The organism is Streptomyces sp. NBC_00775, assembly GCF_036347135.1.
Lineage (GTDB): Bacteria > Actinomycetota > Actinomycetes > Streptomycetales > Streptomycetaceae > Streptomyces > Streptomyces lutosisoli.
Map to the genome: position 1 here is coordinate 8,607,038 of NZ_CP108938.1, position 25,122 is coordinate 8,632,159.

Sequence of the window (25,122 nt, forward strand, 5' to 3'; positions counted from 1 at the left end):
GGAAGGCAGGTGGCGGCAGTGCCCAGGACGACGGACGGTGACGGTACGCCCGTCCCGCAGCGGCTCTTGGCCGCCGCCACCCGGCTCTTCGCCGAGCAGGGCTACGACCGCACCTCCGTGCAGGAGATCGTCGAGGCGGCCGGCGTCACCAAGGGGGCGCTGTACCACTACTTCGGCTCCAAGGACGACCTGCTGCATGAGGTGTACGCGCGCGTGCTGCGTATCCAGCAGGAGCGGCTGGACGCGTTCGCGGATGCCGATGCGCCGGTGGAGGAGCGGTTGCGGGGTGCCGCGGCCGACGTGGTCGTCACGACGATCGACAACCTCGACGACGCGTCGATCTTCTTCCGGTCGATGCATCACCTCAGTCCCGAGAAGGACAAGCAGGTGCGGGCCGAGCGGCGTCGGTACCACGAGCGTTTCCGTGCGCTGGTGGAAGAGGGGCAGAAGAAGGGCGTCTTCTCCACGGCCACTCCGGCCGACCTGGTCGTCGACTACCACTTCGGCTCTGTGCACCACCTGTCCACGTGGTACCGCCCCGACGGTCCGCTCACCCCGCAACAGGTCGCCGACCACTTGGCGGACCTGCTGCTGCGCGCGCTGCGTCCGTAGGAGGGTTCTCGCCCGGCCTAAAAGATTGCGCAGTTCCCCGCGCCCCTTTTAGGGGCGCGGGGAACTGCGCAATCTTTTAGGGGGGTCTGGGGGCGCAGCCCCCAGGGATGGGACGGGTAGGGGCGGCGGGGGCGAGGAACTCCCTGCCCCCCACCGGCCCGCACCGTTACACGTACTTCTTGATCTCCCGTCGCGCCAGCGAGCGCTGGTGGACCTCGTCCGGGCCGTCCGCGAGCTTGAGCGTGCGGGCGCTGGCCCACAGCTCGGCCAGGGGGAAGTCCTGGCTGACGCCGCCCGCGCCGTGCAGTTGGACGGCCTTGTCGAGGATGTCGACGACCGTACGCGGGGTGGCGATCTTGATGGCCTGGATCTCGGTGTGGGCACCCTTGTTGCCGACCGTGTCCATCATCCAGGCCGTCTTGAGGACCAGGAGACGCAGCTGCTCGACGGCGACGCGCGCGTCGGCGATCCAGTTCTGGACGACGCCCTGCTGGGCCAGCGGCTTGCCGAACGCCGTGCGGGACACGGCCCGGCGGCACATCAGCTCGATCGCCCGCTCGGCCATGCCGATCAGTCGCATGCAGTGGTGGATACGGCCCGGCCCGAGCCGCGCCTGGGCGATGGCGAAGCCGCCGCCCTCCTCGCCGACCAGGTTCGACACCGGCACGCGCGCGTGGTCGAAGACGACCTCCGCGTGCCCGCCGTGGGAGTGGTCCTCGTAGCCGTACACCTGCATGGCGCGCCGGACTTCGACCCCAGGGGTGTCGCGGGCGACCAGGACCATCGACTGCTGGCGGCGGATGTCGGCGCCGTCCGGGTCCGTCTTGCCCATCACGATGAAGATCTTGCAGTCGGGGTTCATCGCCCCGGAGATGTACCACTTGCGGCCGGTGATGACGTACTCGTCTGTGCCATCGGAGGCTCGCTCGATGCGCGTGGTGATGTTCGTGGCGTCGGAGGAGGCCACCTCGGGCTCGGTCATCGCGAACGCCGAGCGGATCTCACCGGCGAGCAGCGGCTCCAGCCACTGCTTCTTCTGCCGCTCGTCGCCGAACTGCGTGAGCACCTCCATGTTGCCGGTGTCCGGCGCGGCGCAGTTCAGCGCGGTGGGCGCCAAGTGCGGGCTGCGGCCGGTGATTTCGGCGAGCGGTGCGTACTGGAGGTTGGTCAGCCCGGCGCCGTACTCGGAGTCGGGAAGGAAGAGGTTCCACAGGCCCTGCCTGCGGGCCTCGGCCTTCAGCTCCCCGACCACGGCAGGGGTGTCCCACGGCGAGGCCAGCCGGGCGCGCTGCTCCTCCGCGACGGCCTCCGCCGGATAGACGTACTCGTCCATGAAGGCGAGCAGCTTCTGGCGCAGTTCCTCGGTGCGCGCGTCGAATGCGAAGTCCATGGCGGATCAGCCTTCCTGAAGGGTGGTCAGGCCGTGCTCGATGAAGAAGGGAACCAGCTCGCCGATGCGGTCGAAGCCCGCGCCGACCGTCTGGCCCAGCGTGTAGCGGTAGTGGATGCCCTCCAGGATCACGGCGAGCTTGAACCAGGCGAACGCCGTGTACCAGGAGACGGCGGACACGTCGCGCCCCGAGCGCGCGGCGTACCGCTCGACGATCTCGGCCGGGTCCGGGTGCCCGGCGGCCGAAGCGGTCGTGCTGATGGGGGAGTTGGGGAGGTCCAGCGGCGCGCTGTACATCACCAGCAGCCCGAGGTCGGTGAGCGGATCGCCGAGCGTGGACATCTCCCAGTCCAGGATCGCCTTGATCCGGTCGTCCTCGCCGATCAGCACGTTGTCGAGCCGGTAGTCGCCGTGCACGACGGTGGGCGCGGGGGAGTGCGGCAGTTCGCGTCCGAGCGCCGCGTGCAGCTCGTCGATCCCGGCCAGCTCACGATTCCTGGACGCGTCCAACTGCTTGCCCCAGCGGCGCAGTTGCCGGTCGAGGAAGCCTTCGGGCCGGCCGAAGTCCGCGAGGCCCACTTCGGCGGGATCCACCGAGTGCAGCTCGACCAGCGTGTCCACCAGGCCGAGTACCGCGTCGCGGGTGCGCTCCGGGCCGAGTGGGGCGAGCTGCCCGGCGGTGCGGTACGGGGTGCCCTCCACGAACTCCATGACGTAGAACGGCGCGCCGAGCACCGTGTCGTCCTCGCACAGCAGCAGCGGGCGGGGCACCGGCACGGCGGTCGGGTGCAGCGCGCTGATCACCCGGTGCTCGCGCTTCATGTCGTGCGCGGTGGCCAGCACGTGGCCCAGCGGAGGCCGCCGTACGACCCACTTCGTGGTGCCGTCCGTGAGCGCGTACGTGAGGTTCGACCGTCCGCCTTCGATCAGCCGGCCGGTCAGGGGGCCGTTCACCAGTCCGGGCCGCTCACGGTCGAGCAGGCCGCGCAACTGGTCGAGATCGAGACCTGGCGGGTGGTCTGGGCTCATCATTGCTCCTACGCACGCGGAAACGGGACGTGACCATGATGCCGACCAGTCGGTATGTCGTCCAGCGCGTGCGCGAAACGTGATCGGCGTCTCTCCCGGCAACGCTGAGAACCGGGGGAGACGCCGTGTGGCCGCGGGCGGCTGCCTGGGCCCTGTCGTCTAGTGGTCGTCCCAGTGTCCGTCGTGCTGGGCGTGCCGGTGGCCGTCATGCAGATAGTCGAGGTGGTCGCCGTGCTCGACGGTGGGGTGCCCGCAGTCCTGGCCGTGCTGGTGGCCGTGCCCGTCGTGCGCGGTGTGACCGCTCGGCTCGCACTCGTCCCAGTGCCCCGAGTGCTCGCGGTGCAGATGGCCGTCGTGCGCGTAGTCGACATGGTCCCCGTGCCGCACCTCGGCGTGACCGCAGCCCGGGCCATGGGTGTGCTCGTGGGTGGGGTGCTCCTGATGAAGGGTGGTCATGGTGCTCACCTTCGGAAGTGGCGTGGAGTGACGGCTCAGGCTAGCGCCACAAAGTGCCGCAATTCCGGCATAACGGCTCTTCCGGCTTGTGTGCCGCCCGAGTCCCCCCGTGCCGGCGGCTGCCCCAGGTCCTCAGAACACGAGCGCCGCCGCGCACACCGCCAGTGCCACCGTGCACAGGGTCGCCGCCGTCGCATGCCGCGGCGTGAGCGCCGGTGGGCCGCCCGGGCCGGACGCCGCGAGCACCCGGATGCGGCGGTGGGCGACGGCCAGGAAGCCCAGCCAGAGCGCGCAGCACACGGCGCAGGCCACGACCCCGCCCACCGAGCGGCCGCCGTGCAGAGCGGTCTTCATCCCGAGTACGGCGGCGACGGTGCTGGAGAGGGTCGTACGGCGCCAGGCGAGCCGGGTGCGTTCCGGCTGGAGGCCCGGGTCCCGTTCTTCCCGATCTTCCCGGGTGGGCGTGGTCATCCTGCCCAGCCTGCGAGTACGACGACGACCATCGCGAGGGCGACGATCGCTACGGCGATGCTCAGCAGGGCCGGGAAGCGTGACACCGGCAGGTCCTCGCCTCGTCGCATCGCCCGTTCGCAGGCGATCCAGTGGTTGACGGCGCGGAGTGAGCAGAGCACGCCTGCGGCGAGCAGGGCCAGGGCGAGGCCTGCTCGCCAGGCCCATCGGAGGTCCGGCAGGAACTGGTCTACGGCGAAGCCGCCGCCGATGAGGGCGAGGGCGGTGCGGAGCCATGCCAGGAAGGTCCGCTCGTTCGCCAGCGAGAACCGGTAGTCGGGCGTCCTGCCCTCCTCCCGGATCTCCTGGGGCGCGAACCACAGCCGGACATTCCGCACGAGTTCGATCACGCCGTGACCCTACCGGGCTGGGGCCGAGCGGTTTTCGCCCCCGCCGCCCCTACCCGTCCCATCCCCCAGGGGCTCCGCCCCTTCGACCCCGTTCGGTTGTGTGTTGGCTGCGGGTGGGTGGGGGCTGGTGCAAAAGATTGCGCAGTTCCCCGCGCCCCTTTTAGGGGCGCGGGGAACTGCGCAATCTTTTGGGGGTCTGGGGGCGCAGCCCCCAGGTACGGATGGGTCGGGTAGGGGCGGCGGGGGCGATCATCCCCGCGTTCAGTCCAGCGCGCGGTAGTCCCGCAGGCGCTCATACGCCGCCAGACCGTCCGGCACCCACGTCCAGTCCGCCAGGTGTGCCTCCACCTCCTCCTCGGAGAGGAAGTCGTGCCAGGCGACCTCCTCCACCTGAGGGTTCACCGGAAGGTCGCATTGGACCTCGTACACGGCCGACCACCAGGTCTGACCGGCACCGTTGTCGTACAGGAACTTGAAGAGGGGGACGGGCCGGGGGAGCCCGGAGACGCCGAGTTCCTCCTCGGCCTCGCGCAGCGCCGCGTCGTCGTAGGACTCGCCCGTGCCGACGACCCCGCCGACGAACATGTCGTAGAGGGAGGGAAAGACCAGCTTGGTGGGGGTGCGGCGATGGACGAAGAGGCGGCCCTCGGCGTTTCGGGCCTGGATGAACACGGCCCGGTGGCGCAGACCGCGCGCATACGCCTCCCCGCGCGGGGACTGCCCGATGACTTCGTCGTTCTCGTCCACGATGTCGAGGATCTCGTCGGCTGCACTCATGGCCTCATCCAAGCAGCCACGAGTCCAGCGCGAGCCGAAGCGGCGCCTCCGCGAGGGGCCCCGCCCCCGGCGCCCGGACCGCCGTGTCCCTCAATGCGGCTGAAGATCCCGCGACCGCTCCGCCGCCACGGTCCCCGCCGGCATCGCCGGATGCAGCCCCAGCAGCACGATGCCTACCACGACGGCCGCGAGCCCCGCGGCCTGCCAGGCGAGCGCCCCCGCGTCCGTACGGAGCTGGTCCCCGAGGAAGCCCACCCCGCAGACGATCCCGGCCAGCGGCTGGGCCGCGGTGAGTGCGGGCAGTGACATCCGCAGGGGTGCGGTCTCGAAGGCGCTCTGTACCAGGACCAGGCCCGTCACGCCGAGCGCCAGCACTCCGTAGGGCTGCCAGCCGGTGAGCAGCTCGCTCCAGCCGCCGGCGCTGAACCGCTGCCCGCTGACGCGGGTGAGCGCGTCCTGGACGCCGTACAGGAGCCCCGCGGCCAGTGCGAGCAGTACGGGCCCGGCGCTCAGCCGGGACCGCTTCGCGTAGGTGGTCAGCAGCAGTGCGAGGCCCACCATGATCCCGATGATCAGCCAGTGCCGAAGGGGATTGCTGACGGCGTCGCCGCCCTCCGGCTGACCCGCCACGATGAACGCCGAGACGCCGCCCGCGAGCAGCGCGAGCCCGGTCCAGCCCTGCCGGCCCAGTGACTGCTTGGTCTGGTGGCGGGAGAGCGCGAGCGCGAAGAGCAGATTGGTCGCGAGGAGCGGTTCCACCAGGGAGACTTCGCCCTTGCCCAGGGCGATGGCGCCGAGGACCATGCCGCACACCATCAGCCCGATGCCGCCCAGCCACCGGGGCACACGGATGAGGTCGAGCAGCAGACGGGGGGAGAGGAAGTCGCTCAGCGGCGCGTGCGAGGCGGCGTTCTGCTGGAGCACGAAGCCGAAGCCCAGACAGCAGGCCGCGCTCACGGCGAGGATCAGAACGAGAACCGACACGCTGAGTACCTCTAGACGTCAGGCGGGCCACGGTTGCGTTCCCGCCGACTGTAGTGCCATGGACCAGCGCCTGCCCCCGGGAGTCCCCGGAACCAGACAGTTGACTCGGTCACTCTTCTGCCGAAGGATCTGACCGATCAGTAACAAGGCGTGGTCGACCCTCGCGGTCAACCACCACCAATGTCTCATCAACCAGCGACGTTGCCGATCGGTTCGTGACAAAGACCTCATGAGGGCGCCTCATGACGACGCCGATCCGACCAGTCGGAATGCGAGAGGAAGGGCCCATGGCCTACGACGCAGATGTGATCGTCATCGGAGCGGGCCTCGCGGGGCTCGCGGCGACCGCGGAGCTCGTCGACGCGGGCCGCAAGGTGATCCTCCTCGACCAGGAGCCGGAGCAGTCGATCGGCGGCCAGGCGCACTGGTCCTTCGGCGGGCTCTTCTTCGTCGACTCGCCCGAGCAGCGCCGTCTGCGCATCAAGGACAGCCACGCGCTCGCCCTCCAGGACTGGATGGGCACGGCCGCCTTCGACCGGCCCGAGGACCACTGGCCGCGTCAATGGGCCGAGGCGTACGTCGACTTCGCGGCCGGCGAGAAGCGTTCCTGGCTGCACCGGCAGGGCGTCCGCTTCTTCCCGGTGGTGGGCTGGGCCGAGCGCGGCGGCTACGACGCCAACGGGCACGGCAACTCGGTGCCGCGCTTCCACATCACGTGGGGGACCGGGCCCGGTCTCGTCGCGCCCTTCGAGCGGCGGGTGCGGGCCGGAGTCGCCCGGGGCCTGGTGCAGCTGAAGTTCCGCCACCGCGTCACCGGGCTTTCGCGCAACGCGGGCTCCGTCGACACCGTCACCGGCGAGATCCTGGAGCCGTCCGGCATCGAACGCGGCCAGGCCAGCAGCCGTACGGTCGCCGGCGCCTTCGAGCTCAAGGCCCAGGCGGTGATCGTCACGTCGGGCGGCATCGGCGGCAACCACGACCTCGTCCGCGCCAACTGGCCCGAGCGGCTGGGCAATCCGCCCGAGCGCATGATCTCCGGCGTTCCCGCGCACGTCGACGGCAGGATGCTCGGGATCGCCGAGGAGGCGGGCGCCCACCTCATCAACCGCGACCGCATGTGGCACTACACCGAGGGCATCCAGAACTGGAACCCCATCTGGGAGAACCACGGCATCCGCATCCTGCCCGGCCCGTCCTCCCTCTGGCTCGACGCACGCGGCAACCGGCTGCCGGTGCCGCTCTTCCCCGGCTTCGACACCCTCGGCACGCTCGAGCACATCATGAAGACCGGGTACGACTACACCTGGTTCGTGCTCGACCAGAAGATCATCGGCAAGGAGTTCGCGCTCTCGGGCTCCGAGCAGAACCCCGACCTGACCGGCAAGTCCGTCAAGGACGTCCTCGGGCGGGCGCGCGCCGATGTGCCCGGGCCCGTCAAGGCGTTCATGGACAACGGCGCCGACTTCGTCGTCGAGAAGGACCTCGGCGCGCTGGTGCGCGGGATGAACGCGCTCACCAAGGAGCCGCTCATCGACGAGGCGGAGCTGCGCCGCGTGATCGTCTCGCGCGACCGGGAGATCGCCAACCCGTTCACCAAGGACCTTCAGGTGACGGCGATCCACGGCGCCCGCAGGTTCCTCGGAGACAAGCTGATCCGTACGGCGTCCCCGCACCGCATCCTCGACCCCAAGGCGGGCCCGCTGATCGCCGTGCGCCTCAACATCCTCACCCGCAAGACCCTCGGCGGCCTGGAGACCGACCTCTCCTCACGTGTGCTCACCGAGGGCGGGGATCCGCTGGAGGGCGTGTACGCGGCCGGTGAGGCCGCCGGGTTCGGCGGCGGCGGAGTCCACGGCTACCGGTCGCTCGAAGGCACCTTCCTCGGCGGCTGCCTCTTCTCCGGACGTACGGCGGGCCGGGCGGCGGCCAAGGCGGTGGGCTGAGCCCCGGTGAGCCCATGGGGAGGGGCCGTGGGTCGCGGATCAACTCCGCGACCCCCTGGGGTAGTTGACACGTGTAGTGGCCAAGGCGGCCCTTGACGTGAACCCTTGGCTGCGGCTTTGCTGTGCGTGATCGGCCCCTGACGAACCGCGCCTGTGAGGACGACTCGCGGTGTCACCACCCCCGCCTCCCTTCGGCCGCGGTCGCAAGCGCGCGGCCCAGGCCTTCGACGCCGCGCTCAACGACGCCGAACTCGTCGCCGCGCGCGCCTCGTTGAAGCAGGGGCGGTGGACCGCGGTCCGCGCGCTGCTGGCCGCGACCGGCGACGACTGGGACCGGCGCGGTCATCGCGTCACCGTCCTCGCGCAGGAGTCCGCCGCGCTCGCCTGGGCCCGCGACTGGCAGCTCGCCGAACCCGACTCCGCCGACGCCGCCGTACTCCTCGGCAGTGCCATCGTCCAGCGCGCCCTGAAGGGCAAGGAACGTCCCGAGCGCGCCCGCGAGGCCTGCCACACCGCCGCGGCACTCGCGCCCGCCGACCCCACGCCCTGGCTCGGCCTGCTCATCCTGGAGCGTGCCCTGGGTGCCGAGGACGACGTGGTCCAGCTCTTCGACGAGGTGCGCCACCGCTACGCCGATCACCACCACGCCCACCATCTGATGGTCGCCCGGCTCGCCGAGCGGCGCGCCGAAGCGGGCCAGGACCCGCTGCACGAGGCGTACGACTTCGCCAACTGGGCCGCCGAACAGGCCCCCGCGGACTCGCCGCTCGCGATCCTCCCGGTCGTCGCGCACGCCGAGCGCTACCGCGTCCTCGCCACCGCCGGCAGTGAGCCCGCCGATCCCGTCGCCTCCGGGCACTGGGTGGGGCGCCGGGCCCGCCAGGTGATGAAGGCCGCCTTCGACTGGTGGCTGGAGTGGGAGCGCGACGACCACGCGCGCCGCCTCGTCGACCTCAACTTCCTCGCCCACGCCAAGTTCTGCCAGGGCCGGGGAGCCGAGGCCGCCGCCCTGTTCCATCGCATCGGAGAGCACGCCACCCCGGCACCGTGGTCGTACCCGGACCGCGACCCGCACAAAGCCTTCCGTGCCGCGCGCGACAGCGCGCTCGGCGCGGTGTGATCGGCCGGCCACGACGACCAGCCACGACGACCACCCGCTTCCACCCGCTTCCATCCGCTCCACCCGCGACCACCCGGAATCCGAACATCCGAAAGGACAACCCCGCGATGACGACGGGCAGTTCGAGCACATCGAGCACATCAGATACGTCGAACACGGGCAGACCCGCCGTCGCCGACGGCGGCGGCATCAGCACCTTCAAGGGGCAGGAGCGCGCACTGCGCGCCGACCGGCTGGGCACGGGGGGCCTGCTGCTGTCCGTCCTCGCGGCGACCGCCCCCCTCATGGTGGTCGCGGGTGTCATGCCCACCACATTCGCGGTGATGGGCATCGTCGGGCAGCCGCTGCTCTTCGTCATCCTCGGCGTCGTCCTCGTGCTCTTCAGCGTCGGGTACGCCGAGATGAGCCGGCACGTCCACAACGCGGGCGCCTTCTACGCGTACATCTCGCGCGGCCTCGGCGGCACCGCGGGCGCCGGCGCGGCACTGGTCGCGCTGGTCGCGTACAACGCGCTCCAGGTCGGCATCTACGGCATCTTCGGCTTCGAGGTGTCCGGGCTGTGCTCCACCTACCTCGACCTCCAAGTCGCCTGGTGGATACCGGCGTTGGCGGCCGTGCTGTTCGTCGGCGCGCTCGGCTGGCTGAAGATCGACGTCAACGCGCGCGTGCTGGGCGTGCTGCTGGTCATCGAGGTGGCCCTCGTCGTCATCTTCGACATCGCCGCCGTCGCCGACCCGGCCAAGGAGGGCCTGTCGCTGCACGCCTTCAACCCGGACACCCTCACCGGCGCCGGGGTCGGCACCGCGCTGTGCTTCTGCATCGCGGCCTTCCTCGGCTTCGAACAGGCCCCCGTCTACGCCGAGGAGACCAGCCGGCCGCACATCCTGGTGCCGCGCGTGATGTTCCTCGCCGTCGCCGGTGTCGCCGTCTTCTTCGCGCTCAGCTGCTGGGCGCTCACCGTGGCCACCGGACCCTCGGGCATCGTCGGCGCCTCGCAGAAACAGAGCGCGGGCCTGCTCTTCTTCCTCACCGAGTCGCGGCTCGGCGGCACCTTCACGGACGTCCTGCACGTCCTGTTCGTGACCGGCATGTTCGCGGCGATGCTCAGCTTCCACAACGTCGTCGCGCGGTACGCCTTCGCCATGGGCCGCGAGGGGCTGCTGCCGCGGGCGTTCGGGCGTACGGCCGGCGCGAGCGGCGCCCCCGGCACCGGCTCGCTGCTGCAGACCGTCGTGTCCCTGGTGTGCGTGATCGGCTTCGCGGTCGCCGACGACAAGCCGACCGGCGACCCGACCGCACCCGTGCTGCACCTGTTCACCTGGGGCGGCAACATCGGCGCGCTCGGCGTCATCCTGCTGATGGCGGCCGCCTCGCTCTCCGTCATCGTCTTCTTCGCCCGCCGCGGCGCCGCGCGGGCCCAGGCCTGGCGCCTCGCCACCTCCGCGGTCGCGGGCATCGCCCTGCTCGTCATCGCGGTCTACACGGTCAAGGACTTCGACGTCCTGGTCGGTGCGGGACCGGACTCCTCGCTGAGCTGGGGGCTGCCCGCCATCATCGGGGCCGCCCTGGTCATCGGCGTGGTCCAGGGCCTAGTGCTGCGCTCCCGCAAGCCCGAGGCACATGCCCGGATCGGGCTCGGCAACGAGGCGTTCCAGCTGGACAAGGCGGCCGAGTCCGTGTCCTGAGGCGGACGACTTGGAGCATGCCTTCCTCAACATCGAGTAAGAAGTGATGACGGAAATCTGACGGATACCCGCCGCCGCTGGCCTCACGGGGGTGGCGGGTGTTCGAATCATTGAGTGAACCCTGAACAGCCCGAAGAACGCGGACCCGGCCGGTCCGCCGAGCGGGGCCCGGAGCGACCGGGCGAGCGGGACCCCGAAGGCCCGGAACAGCCGGACCGGGAGCGTCCGCAGGAGCGCGGTGCGCCGATCGGCCGCCGGGTGCTGCTCGGCACGCTCGGACTCGGCGCGCTGGGCGTGTTCGCCGCGCCCACGCTCCAGCGCGGCCTCGAATCCTTCCTCGCCGGCGCCTCCGAGAAGGACCCCACCGGCCTGACCGGCCTGCTCCCCAATGGCGGCGGCTTCCGCTACTACTCGGTGGCGGCGTCCGTCCCGCACAAGAGCGAGGCGGACTACCGCCTCACCATCGACGGCCTCGTCGACCACCCCAAGACCTACACCCTGGCCGACCTGCGCGCCCTGCCCCAGACCCGCCTCGTCCACGACGTCCAGTGCGTGACCGGCTGGCGGGTGCCGGGCACCCCCTTCGAGGGCGTACGCCTGTCCCATCTGCTCGACGCCGCCGGAGTGCGGTCCTCGGCCGGAGCGATCCGGTTCAACTGCTTCGACGGGACGTACACGGAGAGCCTCACGCTGAAGCAGGCGCGTCGTGCCGACGTCCTGGTCGCCCTGCGCATGCAGGACAAGCCCCTCGGCCACAACCACGGCGGCCCCGTCCGCCTCTACGTAGCCCCCATGTACTTCTACAAGTCCGCCAAATGGCTCTCCGGCATCACCGTCACCGAGGACGTCCGTCCCGGGTACTGGGAGAACCGGGGCTATGACGTGGACGCGTGGGTCGGCCGCTCGAACGGACGCGACGATGCACCCACGAGTTGACGACACCCCCGCGGTGTCCCCGCATTCCTCCCGCGTACGCCGCTTCAGCCACGCCGAGCGCTGGGTGCACCGCGTGACCGCCCTGCTGATGGGCGTGTGCGTGGCGACCGCGGCCTGCCTGTACATCCCCCAGTTCGCCGAACTCGTCGGCCGCCGTGAGCTCGTGGTCAGGATCCACGAAGTGGCGGGCGTGCTGCTCCCCCTGCCGGTCCTCGCGGGCCTGGCCTCCCGCGCCTTCCGCTCCGACCTGGGCTTCCTGAACCGCTTCGGGCCGCACGACCGGGTGTGGCTGCGCGCGGCCCTGCGGCGCGACAAGCGTCCGAAGTCGCGCCCCGCGGGCAAGTTCAACGCCGGACAGAAGATCTACGCGGCCTGGATCGCCGGTGCCACGCTGGTGATGCTCGGCACGGGCCTGCTGATGTGGTTCACCCATCTCACGCCGCTGATGTGGCGCACCTCGGCGACCTTCGTCCACGACTGGCTGGCCCTGACGATCGGCATCGTCCTCGCGGGCCACATCGGCATGGCGCTGGGCGACCCGGAGGCCCGCGAGGGACTGCGGACGGGGTCGGTGAGCCAGGAGTGGGCGGAGAGCGAGCATCCGCTCTGGCGGCCCTGAGCCCGGTCGTCCGGCGGTCCTGAGTCCGGTCGCCCGAGTACGGCTGTCCGGCGGCCCTGAGCAGGGCCGCCGGTCAGGGCTTGGACAGCGCCTCCTGGCACTCCTTCGCGCGATACGTGAGCCCGCTGACGTACTCGACGCGCAGCCCTGGATCCCCCTCCCGCAGCACATAGAGGGTGCCGTCCCACGGTGCCCAGTGCCGCGGCACGAGGAACAGCCGGTCGCCCGAGACATGGAACAGCCGCAGCCCGGCATAGCGGTAGTGATAGGGGCTGCCCTTCTCCGCGACGACCGAGACACAGCTGCCGCCGCCCGTGATGAGCAGGTCCTGTTTGCTGAACACGACCACGGCCGGGAACCCGTCGGCCACGGTGGCGGTCGTCTCCTCGGCCCGGCCCCGGCCCACGATCCCGGCGTACGCGGACACCGCCCAGAACAGCGAGACGACGGCCACCAGCAGGGCGGGACCCCAGATCCGTGCCGCCCGGTAGCGGTCGGCGGACGGCGGCCCGGCCGGCTCCGGGCGCGTGTGCGCGTACGCGCCGAGCAGTACGGCGACGATCGCCACCAGCGGGATGACCAGGTCCAGTACATCCCTGGCCAGCGGATACAGCGCCACCAGCAGCAGCGCGGCCACCCAGGCGTGCCGCAGGACCCGCAGCACCCCCGTGGCCCGCACGGGATGTCGCTGGACCCAGTGGTGCAGCGCCGTCGCGGCCATCGCGGCGGCGGCCGCCACGAGTACGGGGATGTACAGGGCGTCCACGCTGCGCAGCAGGTAGTCGGCCGTGGAGAACCGGAAGAGCGTGTCCCGCAGCCCCAGGGCCTTCGTCTCGGCGTCGGTGCTGGCCCAGCCGAAGTAGAAGAGCACGGCCGTGAAGAGGGAGAGCAGGGAACCCGCGGTGCCGATGAACTCCAGCCATTTCGGGCCGACATGCGCGGGCGTGGGCGTGGGCGGAGTGAGGGTCGGTTCGGGATCGGGGGGTGTCGGGGCGGGAGCGGGAGGCGGTGGAGGCTCGGGAGTGTGAGGAGTGCGGTGGAGTCTGGTCCGGGTGCGGGCCAGCGCCGTACGCATACGCCGCAGCCGGGCGCGGCCGCTCACGGGGTGGCCGAGGGGGAGCCGCTGTCGGGTGAGCCGCCCGTGTCGGGAGCCACGAGGGTGAAGGCGTTCTCCTTGGTCGCCGAATCGCCGTACTGCACGGTCACGCTGACGGACTTCGGGTACTGGCCCGTCTCCAGGCTCGGGACCTCGATGGAGACGACCTCCCGGTCACCGGACCCCGAAACGAAAGCGCAGGGAGCGTCCAGAGGCTTGCCGTCGATGAGCACGGTGCCGCCGTTCTGCACCTCCCCGAGGTTGTAGTACGTGCCGTGCAGCTCGATCGTGATGGTCTCGCCCGGCTTCGCCTCACCGTCGCCGCCCACGTCGACCGCGGTGATCTCGAAGTCGCAGGCCTCGGTACCGCCGGAGGAGCCCTTCAACCGCGCTGTGGCCGTGGGGTGTTGCTTGTGGAACTGCAGGATGCCGCCGAGTACGGCGTAGGCGGCGCGGTCCTTGCAGGTGTTGATCCCGCCGCCGGTCGCGGCGTAGTCCGAGGCAGCGTCGGCCCAGCTGCCGCCCAGGCCCTGGACGGCAGCGCAGGCGCTGGCCAGGCCGTGGAGCACTTGCCAGTCGGCCTCCGCCGGAATGCTCTTGAGAATGGTCTCGCAGTCGGAAGGGGCCTGGCGGAGGCCGTCGTAGACGCTCTGCGGGTCGGGCGCGACATCGGTGTTGGGCGAGTGCGGTCCCAGGGGGAGCCACGCGGGGCCGTCGAGATGCCCGCCCCCGCCCCCGCCCGGACTTCCACTCCCGCCCGAACTCCCGGAACCATCAGTGCCGTTGGAGCTCCCGGAGCCAACTGAGCCCTCGGCCCCGCTGTCGCCCGACGGCCGCCACGTGGGGGTGGATCCTCCGGTCCCCGTCCCCTGACCGCCGTCCGACACCCCACTGGGCACGCTCGTGTCGCTGCTGCCACCCCCAGCCGACGGGCCGCCCCCGCCACCCCCGCACGCGGCCGCCACCGTGACGGCCAGTGCTCCGGTGACGAACAGCCCAGCGATGCGCACCCCGAGCGATAACGCCATGACGCCCCCGTTGAGATCGCCCCGGGGACATGCCGCTTCGGGTCGGTGGTCGCGCGCAGCCCGGGGGTCTCCTCATGATGGGACCGCCCGTGCCGGTTCGGGAAGGCGGTCCGCCGAGGATGCGAAAGCAGGCACAAAGAGGTACTCAGGAGGTGTTCGGCAGGTGCTCAGGAGGCGAAATCGAGCAGCACCTTGCAGGACTTGTTCCGGTCGGCGGCGAGCGCGAACGCCGACTCCGCGTCCCGGACGGGGACCACCGCGCTGACGAGGTCGTCGAACGAGGACTCGACCGCGAGCAGGGCCAGCGCGTCGTCGAACTCCGTGTCGAAGCGGAAGGCGCCGCGCAGCTCGATCTCCCGGCTCACCACCAGGTTCCCCGCGAAGGGGCTCTGCCCGGGCGGCAGCATGCCGAGCTGGACGACGACCCCGCCGCGCCGCACGAGGCGGAGGCAGCTGTCGAGGCCCGCGGCGACACCGGACGCCTCGATGGCGACGTCGACCTCGGAGGGCCAGGAGGGATCGGCGGGATCGTCGGCCCGTACGACCGCGTCCGCGCCGGCCGACACGGCGTATGCCAGTGCCTGCGGCAGCAGATCCGTGACCGTGATCCGCGCGGCGCCCGCGGCCTTCGCGGCGGCCACCACGAGGCAGCCGATGGGCCCGGCCCCCGTCACCAGCACGTGCCGGCCCGCCATGGTCCCGGCCCGCCGTACCGCGTGCAGTGCGACGGACAGCGGCTCGGCGAGGGCCGCCCGGCGCAGTTCGAGGCCGGCCGGGAGTGGCCTCAACTGTTCGGCGGGTACGGCCACTTGGGCCGCGAATCCGCCCTGGACGTGCGGTGTGCGGGCCGCGCTGCCGAGGTAGCGCGTGTCCCGGCAGACGTTCCGCCGACTGTCCGCGCACTCCGGACACACCCCGCACGGGGTCGCCGGGTGCACCGCAACAGCCGTACCCACCGCCGGACCTGAGGCTCCGTCACCGTACGAGACGACCGTCCCGACCACCTCGTGCCCGAGCACCATCGGCTCCGCGAGGCGGAAGTCGCCGACCCCGCCGTGTCGCCAGTAGTGCAGGTCGGACCCGCAGACCCCGCCGTAGCGGACGGCCACCAGTGCCTGGCCGGGGCCGGGCTCGGGGGCCGGCAACTCGTCCACGCGCAGGTCGCCCTGACCGTGGATCACGCAACCCAGCATCACAGTCTCCCTGGAGGTCACAGCACGCTCGTCATGCCGCCGTCGACGTACAGCACCTGCCCGCCGACGAAGTCCGCGGCGGGGGAGGCGAGGAAGAGCACCCCGCCGACCAGGTCCTCGGTGCGGCCCCAGCGGCCGGCCGGGGTGCGCCGTCGTACCCAGGCGCTGAACTCCTCGTCCTCGACCAGGGGCCTGGTCAGCTCGGTCTCGATGTAGCCGGGGCCGAGGCCGTTGACCTGCACGCCCAACGGGCCCCAGTCCGCGCACATGCCCTTGGTGAGCATCTTCAGGGCGCCCTTGGTCGCCGCGTACGGCGCGATGCCGGGGCGGACCACCTCGCTCTGCAGCGAGCAGATGTTGATGATCTTGCCCTGGCCGCGTTCCGTCATCCGGCGGGCCGCCTCACGGCCGACCAGGAACGCGCTGGTGAGGTTGGTGTCCAGGATCCGGTGCCAGTCGAAGTCCGTGAACTCCAGGAGCGGGGCACGCAGTTGCATGCCCGCGTTGTTGACCAGGATGTCCAGCGGGCCCACCCGCTCCTCGACATCCGCTATCCCGGCGGCCACCGAGGGGCCGTCGGTCACGTCGAACGCGGCCGTATGGACGTCACCGGGCAGCTCGGCGGCTGCCTGGGTGAGGCGTTCGGTGTCCCGTCCGTTGAGGACGACCGTGCAGCCGGCCTCCGCGAGGCCCCGCGCGAGGGCGAGCCCGATGCCCCGGCTGGAGCCGGTGACCAGGGCCGTACGACCGCTGATGTCGAAGAGAGGGTGAGCCATTCCCGTACCCCTAAATCACGAGCGAGAGCAGCAGGATCAGTCCGCCGGCCACCACCGAGATGATCGTCTCCATGACGGACCAGGTCTTGATGGTCTGGCCGACGTTGAGGCCGAAGTACTCCTTGACCAGCCAGAATCCGGCGTCGTTGACGTGGCTGAAGAAGAGCGAGCCGGCGCCGATGGCCAGGACGAGGAGGGAGGTGTGGGCGGTCGACATGTCGGCGGCCAGCGGGGCGACCAGACCGGCCGCCGAGATGGTGGCCACCGTCGCCGAGCCGGTCGCCAGGCGGATGGCCACGGCGATCAGCCAGGCGAGCAGGAGGGCGGGGATGGACCAGTCCTTGGAGATGTCCAGGATCATCTGGCCGACGCCGGAGTCGATGAGGGTCGCCTTGAAGCCGCCGCCGGCGCCGACGATGAGGAGGATGCCGGCGATGGGGGCGAACGACTTCTCGACCGTGGTCGCCAGGCGGTCCTTGGTGAAGCCGGCCGCGCGGCCGAGGGTGAACATGCCGACTATGACGGCGGTGAGCAGGGCGATGAGCGGGGAGCCGATGACGTCGAAGACGCGCTGGACCATGTGGGTGGGGTCGTCGACGATGATGTCGACCAGGGCCTTGGACAGCATCAGGACGACCGGCAGCAGCATCGTGGCGAGGGTGGCGCCGAAGCCGGGGCGCTTCTCCAGGTCCGCGGAGGCACGGGTCGGAATCATGCCGTCGGGGGCCGGGACGTCCACCCAACGGGCCGCGTACTTCGAGAACACCGGGCCCGCGATGATCACCGTCGGGATGGCGATCAGGACGCCGAGCGCGAGGGTGATGCCGAGGTTGGCGCCGACCGCGTCGATGGCGACCAGCGGGCCGGGGTGCGGCGGGATCAGGCCGTGCATGACGGACAGGCCGGCGAGGGCCGGGATGCCGATGCGCATCAGGGAGTAGTTGCCGCGCTTGGCGACCATCAGGACGACCGGTATCAGCAGGACGATGCCGACCTCGAAGAACAGCGGCAGGCCGATGACGGAGGCGATGAGCACCATCGCCCAGGGCATGGCGCGTCCGCCGGCCTTGGCGAGGATGGTGTCGACGATCTGGTCGGCGCCACCGGAGTCGGCGAGCAGTTTGCCGAGGATCGCGCCGAGGGCGATCAGGACGCCGACGCCGGCGACGGTGGTGCCCAGTCCGGTGGTGAAGCTGACGATCGTCTTGTCGAGCGGTGCTCCGGCGAACGCGCCGAGGGCGAGTGAGCCGATGGTCAGGGCCAGGAATGCGTGCAGCTTGAACTGGGTGATGAGCAGGACGATGACGGCGATGCCGGCCAGCACGGCGATGCCCAGCTGGGCATGGCCGGCCGAGGTGATCGGCTCGACGGCGTCCGCTGCCAGCATCTCGACGCTGAGTCTGGTCACGGTGGTTCCCTTGCTTTGAGAAAGGCCTGAGTAGGTAAGGGGGTTACTGCGAGGAGGGGGGGAGGAGGGGGCTACTGCGCGGGCTGGGCGAGAGCCCGGAGCGCGGCCACGGCCCGCTCGGTGATCTCCCCGGGGTCGCCCGACACGTCCACGGCGACACCCGCCTCGTCCGCCTCCAGCGGCTGCAGGGTGGCGAACTGGGAGTCCAGGAGCGCCGTCGGCATGAAGTGCCCCTGGCGGTGCGACATCCGGTCCTCGATGAGCTTCCGGTCACCGGTGAGGTGGACGAAGACGACGCCGGGGGCCGCCGCCCGCAGCCGGTCCCGGTAGCCGCGCTTGAGCGCCGAGCTGCTGACCACCCCGCCGAGTCCCGCCCGGTCGTGCGCCCAGCGGCCGATCGCGTCCAGCCAGGGCCACCGGTCCTCGTCGGTCAGTGGGTGCCCGGCCGTCATCTTGTCGATGTTGGCCTGCGGGTGGAAGTCGTCGCCCTCGGCGTAGGGAACGCCGAGCCGGGCCGCAAGCAGGGGACCGATCGTGGTCTTGCCGGTGCCTGCGACGCCCATGACCACGACCACGTGGGGGGTACGCACTAGCTGCATCGTGCTCTCGCTGTCTTCGTCGACATCTGATGTCGACGACACTGAAACTCATTAGGTACGACGAATTCAAGAGTCTGTGACATATAAGTCTGACTTTTTGTTCCCGGCGGCATCCTCGTACGCTGGCTCCATGAGCACACGGGGCCGGGGGCTGCACGGACATGTACTGGAATGCCTCGGGCCGGCGATCACGGCGGGTGAGTACCCGCCGGGCAGCGTGCTGCGGACGGACGAGCTCGCGCAGCGCTTCGAGGTGTCCCGCTCCGTGATGCGCGAGGCGGTCCGGGTGCTCGAATCCATGTACCTCGTCGAGTCCCGCCGCCGCGTCGGCGTGACGGTCCGCCCCAAGGCCGAGTGGAACGTGTACGACCCTCAGGTCATCCGCTGGCGGCTGGCCGGCGCCGACCGCCCCCACCAGCTGCGTTCACTCACCGTGCTGAGGTCCGCCGTCGAACCCGTCGCCGCCGGCCTGGCCGCCCGCCACGCCACCGCGGAGCAGTGCGCCGAGCTCACCGAGTGCGCGCTCGGCATGGTCGCGACGTCACGCGGCCATCAGCTGGAGGGGTACCTCGTCCATGACGTCGCCTTCCACCGGGTGATCCTCAACGCGTCGGGCAACGAGATGTTCGCCCGCCTCGGTGACGTCGTCACGGAGGTCCTGGCGGGCCGTACCCACCACGAAGTCATGTTCGAGGACCCCGACCCCGCGGCCGTCACCCTGCACGTCAAGGTCGCGGAGGCCGTCCGCGAGGGCGACGCCGTCCGCGCGGAGGAACTCACCCGCGAGATCACGGTCGGCGCGCTGCACGAACTGGACATCCTCGCGCCCTGACGGCTACTCGGCGAAGTCTCCGTCGACGTAGACCCAGGCACCGTCGACCCGCTCGAACCGGCTGCGCTCGTGCAGCGTGCCGCCCCGGTAGGAGGCCCGGAAGGTGACGGTGCCCGTGGAGTGGAACGCCGACCCGTCACTCGTGGCGAGAATCTCCAGGCCGGTCCACCGCATCCCGGCGTCGAACTCCACCCGCACCGGCCGCGTCCTCGGATGCCAGGTGCGCAGCAGGTACCCCTCGTCCTCCTTCACGAAGGCGCTGTAGCGCGACCGCATCAGCGCCTCCGCGGTCGGCGCCGCGGCCTCACCGCGGTGGAACCGCCCACAGCACTTCACATAGGGCTCGGGAAGCCCACAGGGACAGGACGAACGACTGGTCATGACGGCCATTGTGCCTAGGCCGAGTCGGCGTTCGTCGGCGGGTAGGAGGGCCGCGCCGGAACCGGTGCGCCGGGCGTCGGCAGCGGCGGGAGCGTCGGCTCGTACAGCCAGGCCGCGAACACGTCGTCCAGGGGTTCGGCCGTGTAGCGGGAGACGTGCGCGCTGAGGGCCGCCGTGGTGACCGCTCCGCCCCGGTGCAGGGTCGCCCAGCCGCGCAGCATGCGGAAGAACGCGTCGTCGCCCATCGCGTGGCGCAGCGCGTGCAGGGTGAGCCCGCCGCGCTCGTAGAGCCGGTCGTCGAACATCAGCTTGCGGCCGGGGTCGGACAGGACCAGGTCCTGCGGCAGTGCGGACAGCTTCCGGTGCGCGGTGGCGGCGTGCTGCTGTGCCGTGCGGCCGCCCGAGCGCTCCGACCACAGCCACTCCGCGTACTTCGCGAAGCCCTCGTTCAGCCAGATGTGCCGCCAGTCCGCGATGGAGACGCTGTTGCCGAACCACTGGTGCGCCAGCTCGTGCGCGACCAGCCGCTCCGAACCCCGCGACCCGTCCACGTGGTTGGCGCCGAACGTCGACAACCCCTGTGCCTCGACGGGGACATCGAGTTCCTCCTCCGTCACCACCACCGCGTACTCGCTGAACGGATACGGCCCGAAGAGCTCCTCGAACAGCTCCATCATCGCGGGCTGCCGGGCGAAGTCCCGGGAGAACTCGGCGAGCAGATGCACCGGCAGATGCCCGGACTGCGGTACGCCGCCGAGGCCCGGGTCGCCGAGCAGCACCGTCTGGTACTTCCCGATCGACAGGCCGACCAGATAGCTGGACGTCGGCGCCGCCTGCTCGTAGACCCAGGTCGTCGTCGACGCCTTCGTCGTACGGGTCAGCAGCCGGCCGCCCGCCACCACCGAGTACGCGGAGGGTGTGGTGATCGAGATCTGGTACGAGGCCTTGTCGGCCGGACGGTCGTTGCACGGGTACCAGGACGGCGCCCCGACCGGCTGGCTCGCCACCAGCGCCCCGTCCTCCAGCTCCTCCCAACCGAGCCCGCCCCAGGGGCTGTTGACCGGCTTCGGGTTGCCCGACCAGTGCACCTCGACGGTGAAGGCGGCACCGGCCCGGATCGGCTTCGGCGGGCGGATGCGCAGCCTGCCGCCGCGGTGCGTGTAGTGCGGTGCCTTGCCGTCGACGCGGACCCGGCCGATCCGGAAGTCGGCCAGGTTCAGCTGGAACTCGGCGAGCGGTGCACGGCCCGCTATGGCGTTGAGGCGAGCGGTGCCGGAGAGCCGGTTCGGGCCGGGGCGGTAGTCCAGCGCGAGCTCGTACCGGTGCACCCGGTAACGGGGATCACCGTTGACCGGGAAGTACGGGTCCGATCCCACTGTCTGCTGAACGCTCACTGCTGCGTCTGCTCCCTGCCCTGTGCTCGTACGACGTGCCGCTGTACCGCCCTTCGTATCCGATCCGATCACGTCTTCTATGAACGCCATGCCTCGATCGGATTGCCCAGCCAGCGGGTGTCGTCGGGAACGGACTCCGCCGCCATCACCAGCGACGCGGGACCCAGGGTGGAGCGGGCCCCGACGGTGCTGCCGGGCAGGACGATTCCGCCCGGGCCCAGGGTGGCGCCCTCACGGAGGACCACAGTATCCGTCCGCAAGATCCGGTCGTGGAAGAGGTGGGTCTGCAGGACACAGCCACGGTTCACCGTCGCCGCGTCCTCCAGCGTCACCAGGTCCGTCTCGGGCAGCCAGTAGCTCTCGACCCAGGTGCCCCGGCCGATCCGGGCGCCGAGCCCGCGCAGCCACGCCGTCATCAGGGGCGTACCGGGCACGGATCCGGCCAGCCACGGCACGGCCACGACCTCGACGAAGGTGTCGGCGAGCTCGTTGCGCCAGACGAATCCGCTCCACAGCGGGTGCTCACCGGCCCGGTGCCGGCCCACGAGCACCCACTTCGCCACGATGGACAGGACGCACGCGAGCGCGCCCACGGCGAGCAGCACGAGCCCGGCGAGCGCCCAGGCCCATGCCCCCAGCGCGCTGAGCGCGGCCACGGTCAGCACGGCCAGGGCCGCCGAGCAGAACACCGGCACGATCCTGCACAGCTCGACCAGGCCGCGCGCCCACAGCAGGTGCGCGGGCGGGTCGTACGTACGGCTCTGGTCGCCGTCCTGTGTCGAGCGCGGCAGCTTGACCGGCGGCAGCCCCAGATACGAGCTGCCCTTCTTCGCCTTCTTCGGCGTCGCCGACAGCACCCCGACCAGACCGCCGTCCGGCACGCTGCGGCCCGGCGCGGTCATCCCGGAGTTGCCGAGGAACGCCCGGCGGCCGATCTCGGCCCGCCCGATCCGCATCCAGCCGCCCCCGAGCACATACGGCGCGGTCAGCGTGTCGTCCGCGAGGAAGGCGCCCTCTCCGACGGTGGTGAGACTGGGCAGCGCGAGGACGGTGGAGACCTCGGCGCCCCGCCCGATCTTCATACCGAGCAGCCGCAGCCACACCGGCGTGATCAACCCGGCGTACAGCGGGAACAGCGTCTGCCGGGACCGGTCCATCAGCTGGGTGACCGTCCAGGACTGCCAGCCGATGCGGCTGTGCGTCGGATGCGTGCCCTCGCGCAGCCCCAGGCTCAGCAGCCGTACGGCGATCAGGAGCAGCAGCGCGTACGCGAGACCGAAGGCGAGCGTCGCCGGCACCAGGGCGAGCGCGGCACCGCGCAGGGCCTCGCCGAGCCCGGCGTCCGCGCCCACGAACACATGGCCCACGAGGAGCGCGGCGACACCCGCGAGCAGGGGCAGCGCGGTCAGCGCGAACCCGGTCGCCCCGTACATCGCCCGCCAGTACGTGCCGCGCTGCGGCCGCTCCTTGGGCCAGGCCCGCTTCGCCTTGCCGAGCTTGACCGCGGGCGCCCCGGCCCAGCGCTGCCCGGTCGGAATCTGCCCGGCCACGGCGGAACCCGGGGCCACCTCGGCCCGCTTGCCGACCCGCGCCCCCGGGAAGAGCATGCTGCGCGTCCCGACCACCGCACCGGCGCCCACCTTCAGCGCGCCGATCTCCAGCCGGTCACCGTCCAGCCAGTGCCCCGACAGGTCCACCTCGGACTCGACGGCGGCACCCCGGCCCAGCTTGAGCATGCCGGTCACCGGCGGCAGCGAGTGCAGATCCACGTCCGCACCGACCTTGGCGCCCAGGGCACGGGCGTACCGCTCCAGCCAGGAGCCGGTGAGCGAGGTCGCGCCACTGAACTCGGCGAGCCGCTCGGCCGTCCACAGCCGCAGATGGACGCTTCCGCCACGCGGGTAACGGCCGGGCCCGACACCGCGCAGCAGCAGCCGCGCACCGCCCGCCGCGATCGCGAGCCGCCCCGGCGGGCTGAAGAAGACGAGCGTCCCGGCGGCGACGAGCCACCACGACGCGCTCGGCGCCCACGGATACGGGCCGAACCAGTGCAGTACGTTCCCGAGCGCGGCCAGCGCCACGGTCCAGCGCAGTCCGAGCAGGGTGAACAGCGGGACCAGCAGGAGCAGCTGCGCCACCTTGGTTTGCACCGGCACCGGCGCGACGGTCCGCGCGGCGCCGTCGTCCTGCGCGGACTTCTCCAGGTGCCGGGCCAGCTTGCGCAGGACGGGCTGCTGGTAGATGTCGAGCACGGCCGCGCTGGGATAGCGGGTGCGCAGCTTCGTGGTCAGCTGGGCGGCGGCCAGGCTGCCGCCGCCGATCGCGAAGAAGTCGTCGGCCGCGCCGGCGACGGGGATGCCGAGCACTTCGCTCCACTGCTCGGCGAGCCAGGCCTCGGTGCCGTAGAGCTGTTCCTTCGCACCGCCGGTCTCCAGGCCCTCCAGAGGCCAGGGCAGCGCGTTCCGGTCGACCTTGCCGGAGGTGCGGGTGGGCAGGTCGTCGACCGGGGCGAGCAGTGGCACCAGGGCGGCGGGCAGCTCGGCGCGCAGCTTCTCGACGGCGGTGGCGTGGTCCCAGCCGTCCTGGGTGACGACATAGCCGACGAGGAGCTGGTTGCCGCCGCGGGCCGTGCGGACGGCCGCCGCGGCCCCCGCCACGCCCGGCAGGGCCTGGAGTGCGGTATCCACCTCACCGAGCTCGATCCGGCGTCCGCCGAGCTTGATCTGCTCGTCGGCCCGTCCGAGGAAGATCAGCCCTTCGGGCTCCGCCTTGACGAGGTCGCCGCTGCGATACGCCCGCTCCCAGCCCAGCGAGTCCAGCGGCGCGTACTTCTCCGCGTCCTTCTCGGCGTCGAGGTACCGGGCCAGCCCGACCCCGCCGATCACGAGCTGCCCGCTGCCGCCCATCGGCACCAGTTCCCCGGCCTCGTCGACGACGGCCAGCTCCCAGCCGTTCAGCGGCAGCCCGATGCGGACCGGCTCCTCGCCGGTCATCAGGGAGGCACAGGCGACGACGGTCGCCTCGGTCGGCCCGTAGGTGTTCCAGACCTCCCGTCCCTCCGTCACGAGCCGCTGCACCAGCTCGGGCGGGCAGGCCTCGCCGCCGAAGATCAGCAGCCGTACGTCGTTGAGGGTCTCCGGCTCCCAGAGCGCGGCGAGCGTCGGCACGGTCGAGACGACGCTGATCTCCTGTTCGACCAGCCAGGGCCCCAGGTCGGCGCCACTGCGCACCTGGGAGCGCGGCACGGGCACCAGACAGGCGCCGTACCGCCAGGCCAGCCACATCTCCTCGCAGGAGGCGTCGAAGGCGACGGAGAGGCCCGCCATGACCCGGTCGCCGGGGCCGATCGGATCCTCGGTGAGGAAGAGGCCGGCCTCGGCATCGACGAAGGCGGCGGCGCTGCGGTGACTGACGGCCACGCCCTTGGGCCTGCCGGTGGAGCCGGAGGTGAAGATGATCCACGCGTCGTGCTCGACACCGGGCCGCGCGGCCGGGACGTCGGAGCGGCCGGTCACGGTCAGCTCGTGCCCGGCCCCGAGGACCGCGCGCACCTCCGCCTCGCCGAACACCAGCTCGGCGCGCTCGTCCGGGTCCTCGGCGTCCACCGGGACATAGGCGGCGCCGGCGGCCAGTACGGCGAGGATCGCGACGTACAGCTCATTGGTGCCGGAGGGGACCCGGACACCGACCCGGTCGCCGAGGCCCACCCCGGCGGCGCTCAGCCGCCGCCGCAGGGCCTCGACCTCGACGGCCAGGGCACGGTAGGTGAGGCAGCGGTGCCCGTCGTCCAGGGCGGGCTCGTCGGCGTACGCCCGAACGGAGGCATCGAGGATGTCGACGAGCGTGCGCGGCGAGGCGGCCGGGGAGGCGGAGAACCGCCCGCGGTCGCCGAACTCCGCACGGACCTCGTCGTCGGACAACGCGAGTGCGGGGCCTTGCTGGAGGGCTGCCATCGGGTCCTCACGTGTTGTTCCCGGAGCGTCCGGGGAGCTGGTGGGCCCGCA

General features: G+C 71.4%; 23 protein-coding genes. 7 read left to right on the forward strand and 16 right to left on the reverse strand.

All coding sequences use genetic code 11. The annotated features are described in order from the left end of the window. Positions 1 to 18: 18 nt before the first annotated feature. A complete protein-coding gene (locus tag OIC96_RS38215; protein ID WP_327427538.1) occupies positions 19 to 612 on the forward strand; it encodes a TetR/AcrR family transcriptional regulator in 594 nt (197 codons plus the stop codon). A gap of 166 nt (positions 613 to 778) precedes the next feature. On the opposite strand, the gene OIC96_RS38220 is transcribed toward OIC96_RS38215, so the two are convergent. The 7 genes from OIC96_RS38220 to OIC96_RS38250 form a co-directional block, all read right to left on the reverse strand. After that, positions 779 to 2,002, reverse strand: a complete 1,224-nt coding sequence (locus OIC96_RS38220; protein ID WP_330303443.1) for an acyl-CoA dehydrogenase family protein — start codon at positions 2,000 to 2,002, stop codon at positions 779 to 781. Positions 2,003 to 2,008: 6 nt separating this feature from the next. After that, positions 2,009 to 3,031, reverse strand: a complete 1,023-nt coding sequence (locus OIC96_RS38225) for a phosphotransferase family protein (RefSeq protein WP_330303442.1) — start codon at positions 3,029 to 3,031, stop codon at positions 2,009 to 2,011. Positions 3,032 to 3,190: 159 nt separating this feature from the next. Further along, entirely contained in the window at positions 3,191 to 3,487 is a 297-nt protein-coding gene (locus tag OIC96_RS38230) for a hypothetical protein (protein WP_330303441.1), read from the reverse strand. A 132-nt stretch (positions 3,488 to 3,619) separates the two neighbouring features. Continuing rightward, complete coding sequence (locus tag OIC96_RS38235) at positions 3,620 to 3,958, reverse strand: DUF202 domain-containing protein (protein ID WP_330303440.1); 339 nt, start codon at positions 3,956 to 3,958, stop codon at positions 3,620 to 3,622. Continuing rightward, positions 3,955 to 4,347, reverse strand: a complete 393-nt coding sequence (locus OIC96_RS38240) for a YidH family protein (protein ID WP_327427533.1) — start codon at positions 4,345 to 4,347, stop codon at positions 3,955 to 3,957. The genes OIC96_RS38235 and OIC96_RS38240 overlap by 4 nt, the downstream gene beginning before the upstream one ends. Positions 4,348 to 4,608: 261 nt before the next feature. Next, positions 4,609 to 5,124 carry an NUDIX hydrolase gene (locus tag OIC96_RS38245; protein ID WP_330303439.1) on the reverse strand — a complete coding sequence of 172 codons (516 nt, stop codon included), beginning with the start codon at positions 5,122 to 5,124 and terminating at the stop codon, positions 4,609 to 4,611. A gap of 90 nt (positions 5,125 to 5,214) precedes the next feature. After that, positions 5,215 to 6,108, reverse strand: a complete 894-nt coding sequence (locus tag OIC96_RS38250) for a DMT family transporter (protein ID WP_327427531.1) — start codon at positions 6,106 to 6,108, stop codon at positions 5,215 to 5,217. Positions 6,109 to 6,395: 287 nt separating this feature from the next. On the opposite strand from OIC96_RS38250, the gene OIC96_RS38255 reads away from it, so the two are divergent. The 5 genes from OIC96_RS38255 to OIC96_RS38275 all read left to right on the forward strand — a co-directional run bounded on the left by OIC96_RS38255 (position 6,396) and on the right by OIC96_RS38275 (position 12,411). After that, complete coding sequence (locus OIC96_RS38255) at positions 6,396 to 8,051, forward strand: FAD-binding dehydrogenase (RefSeq protein ID WP_330303438.1); 1,656 nt, start codon at positions 6,396 to 6,398, stop codon at positions 8,049 to 8,051. Between the two features lie 169 nt (positions 8,052 to 8,220). Further along, positions 8,221 to 9,171: a hypothetical protein gene (locus tag OIC96_RS38260; RefSeq protein WP_330303437.1), complete on the forward strand. Its 951-nt coding sequence runs from the start codon at positions 8,221 to 8,223 to the stop codon at positions 9,169 to 9,171. Positions 9,172 to 9,278: 107 nt separating this feature from the next. Next, positions 9,279 to 10,856 carry an APC family permease gene (locus OIC96_RS38265; protein ID WP_330303436.1) on the forward strand — a complete coding sequence of 526 codons (1,578 nt, stop codon included), beginning with the start codon at positions 9,279 to 9,281 and terminating at the stop codon, positions 10,854 to 10,856. Between the two features lie 114 nt (positions 10,857 to 10,970). Further along, positions 10,971 to 11,792 (forward strand): molybdopterin-dependent oxidoreductase, encoded by an 822-nt coding sequence (locus OIC96_RS38270; protein ID WP_381251022.1) that lies wholly within the window; start codon positions 10,971 to 10,973, stop codon positions 11,790 to 11,792. Continuing rightward, positions 11,776 to 12,411, forward strand: a complete 636-nt coding sequence (locus OIC96_RS38275; RefSeq protein ID WP_330303435.1) for a cytochrome b/b6 domain-containing protein — start codon at positions 11,776 to 11,778, stop codon at positions 12,409 to 12,411. The genes OIC96_RS38270 and OIC96_RS38275 overlap by 17 nt, the downstream gene beginning before the upstream one ends. A 73-nt stretch (positions 12,412 to 12,484) precedes the next feature. Here OIC96_RS38275 and OIC96_RS38280 read toward each other — a convergent pair whose 3' ends face one another. The 6 genes from OIC96_RS38280 to OIC96_RS38305 all read right to left on the reverse strand — a co-directional run bounded on the left by OIC96_RS38280 (position 12,485) and on the right by OIC96_RS38305 (position 18,511). Then, a complete protein-coding gene (locus OIC96_RS38280) occupies positions 12,485 to 13,513 on the reverse strand; it encodes a hypothetical protein (RefSeq protein ID WP_330303434.1) in 1,029 nt (342 codons plus the stop codon). Then, positions 13,510 to 14,535 (reverse strand): hypothetical protein, encoded by a 1,026-nt coding sequence (locus tag OIC96_RS38285; RefSeq protein WP_330303433.1) that lies wholly within the window; start codon positions 14,533 to 14,535, stop codon positions 13,510 to 13,512. The genes OIC96_RS38280 and OIC96_RS38285 overlap by 4 nt, the downstream gene beginning before the upstream one ends. Positions 14,536 to 14,702: 167 nt before the next feature. Beyond that, positions 14,703 to 15,728 (reverse strand): L-idonate 5-dehydrogenase, encoded by a 1,026-nt coding sequence (locus tag OIC96_RS38290; protein ID WP_330303432.1) that lies wholly within the window; start codon positions 15,726 to 15,728, stop codon positions 14,703 to 14,705. Positions 15,729 to 15,745: 17 nt separating this feature from the next. Then, complete coding sequence (locus OIC96_RS38295) at positions 15,746 to 16,504, reverse strand: SDR family oxidoreductase (protein WP_330303431.1); 759 nt, start codon at positions 16,502 to 16,504, stop codon at positions 15,746 to 15,748. A gap of 10 nt (positions 16,505 to 16,514) precedes the next feature. Then, the gene (locus tag OIC96_RS38300) at positions 16,515 to 17,912 is read right to left on the reverse strand and encodes a GntT/GntP/DsdX family permease (RefSeq protein WP_330303430.1); all 1,398 of its coding nucleotides are present in this window, start codon (positions 17,910 to 17,912) and stop codon (positions 16,515 to 16,517) included. 71 nt (positions 17,913 to 17,983) lie between these two features. Next, positions 17,984 to 18,511, reverse strand: a complete 528-nt coding sequence (locus tag OIC96_RS38305; RefSeq protein WP_330303429.1) for a gluconokinase — start codon at positions 18,509 to 18,511, stop codon at positions 17,984 to 17,986. A gap of 130 nt (positions 18,512 to 18,641) precedes the next feature. Here OIC96_RS38305 and OIC96_RS38310 point away from each other — a divergent pair, with 130 nt between their 5' ends. Then, the gene (locus OIC96_RS38310; protein ID WP_330303428.1) at positions 18,642 to 19,343 is read left to right on the forward strand and encodes a FadR/GntR family transcriptional regulator; all 702 of its coding nucleotides are present in this window, start codon (positions 18,642 to 18,644) and stop codon (positions 19,341 to 19,343) included. Between the two features lie 3 nt (positions 19,344 to 19,346). Here the strand turns inward: OIC96_RS38310 and OIC96_RS38315 are convergent, their stop codons facing one another. The 3 genes from OIC96_RS38315 to OIC96_RS38325 form a co-directional block, all read right to left on the reverse strand. After that, the gene (locus tag OIC96_RS38315; RefSeq protein ID WP_330303427.1) at positions 19,347 to 19,724 is read right to left on the reverse strand and encodes a YchJ family protein; all 378 of its coding nucleotides are present in this window, start codon (positions 19,722 to 19,724) and stop codon (positions 19,347 to 19,349) included. 14 nt (positions 19,725 to 19,738) lie between these two features. Further along, positions 19,739 to 21,118: a M1 family metallopeptidase gene (locus OIC96_RS38320; protein ID WP_330303426.1), complete on the reverse strand. Its 1,380-nt coding sequence runs from the start codon at positions 21,116 to 21,118 to the stop codon at positions 19,739 to 19,741. 77 nt (positions 21,119 to 21,195) lie between these two features. Next, a complete protein-coding gene (locus tag OIC96_RS38325; RefSeq protein ID WP_330303425.1) occupies positions 21,196 to 25,071 on the reverse strand; it encodes a Pls/PosA family non-ribosomal peptide synthetase in 3,876 nt (1,291 codons plus the stop codon). Between the last annotated feature and the right edge of the window lie 51 nt (positions 25,072 to 25,122).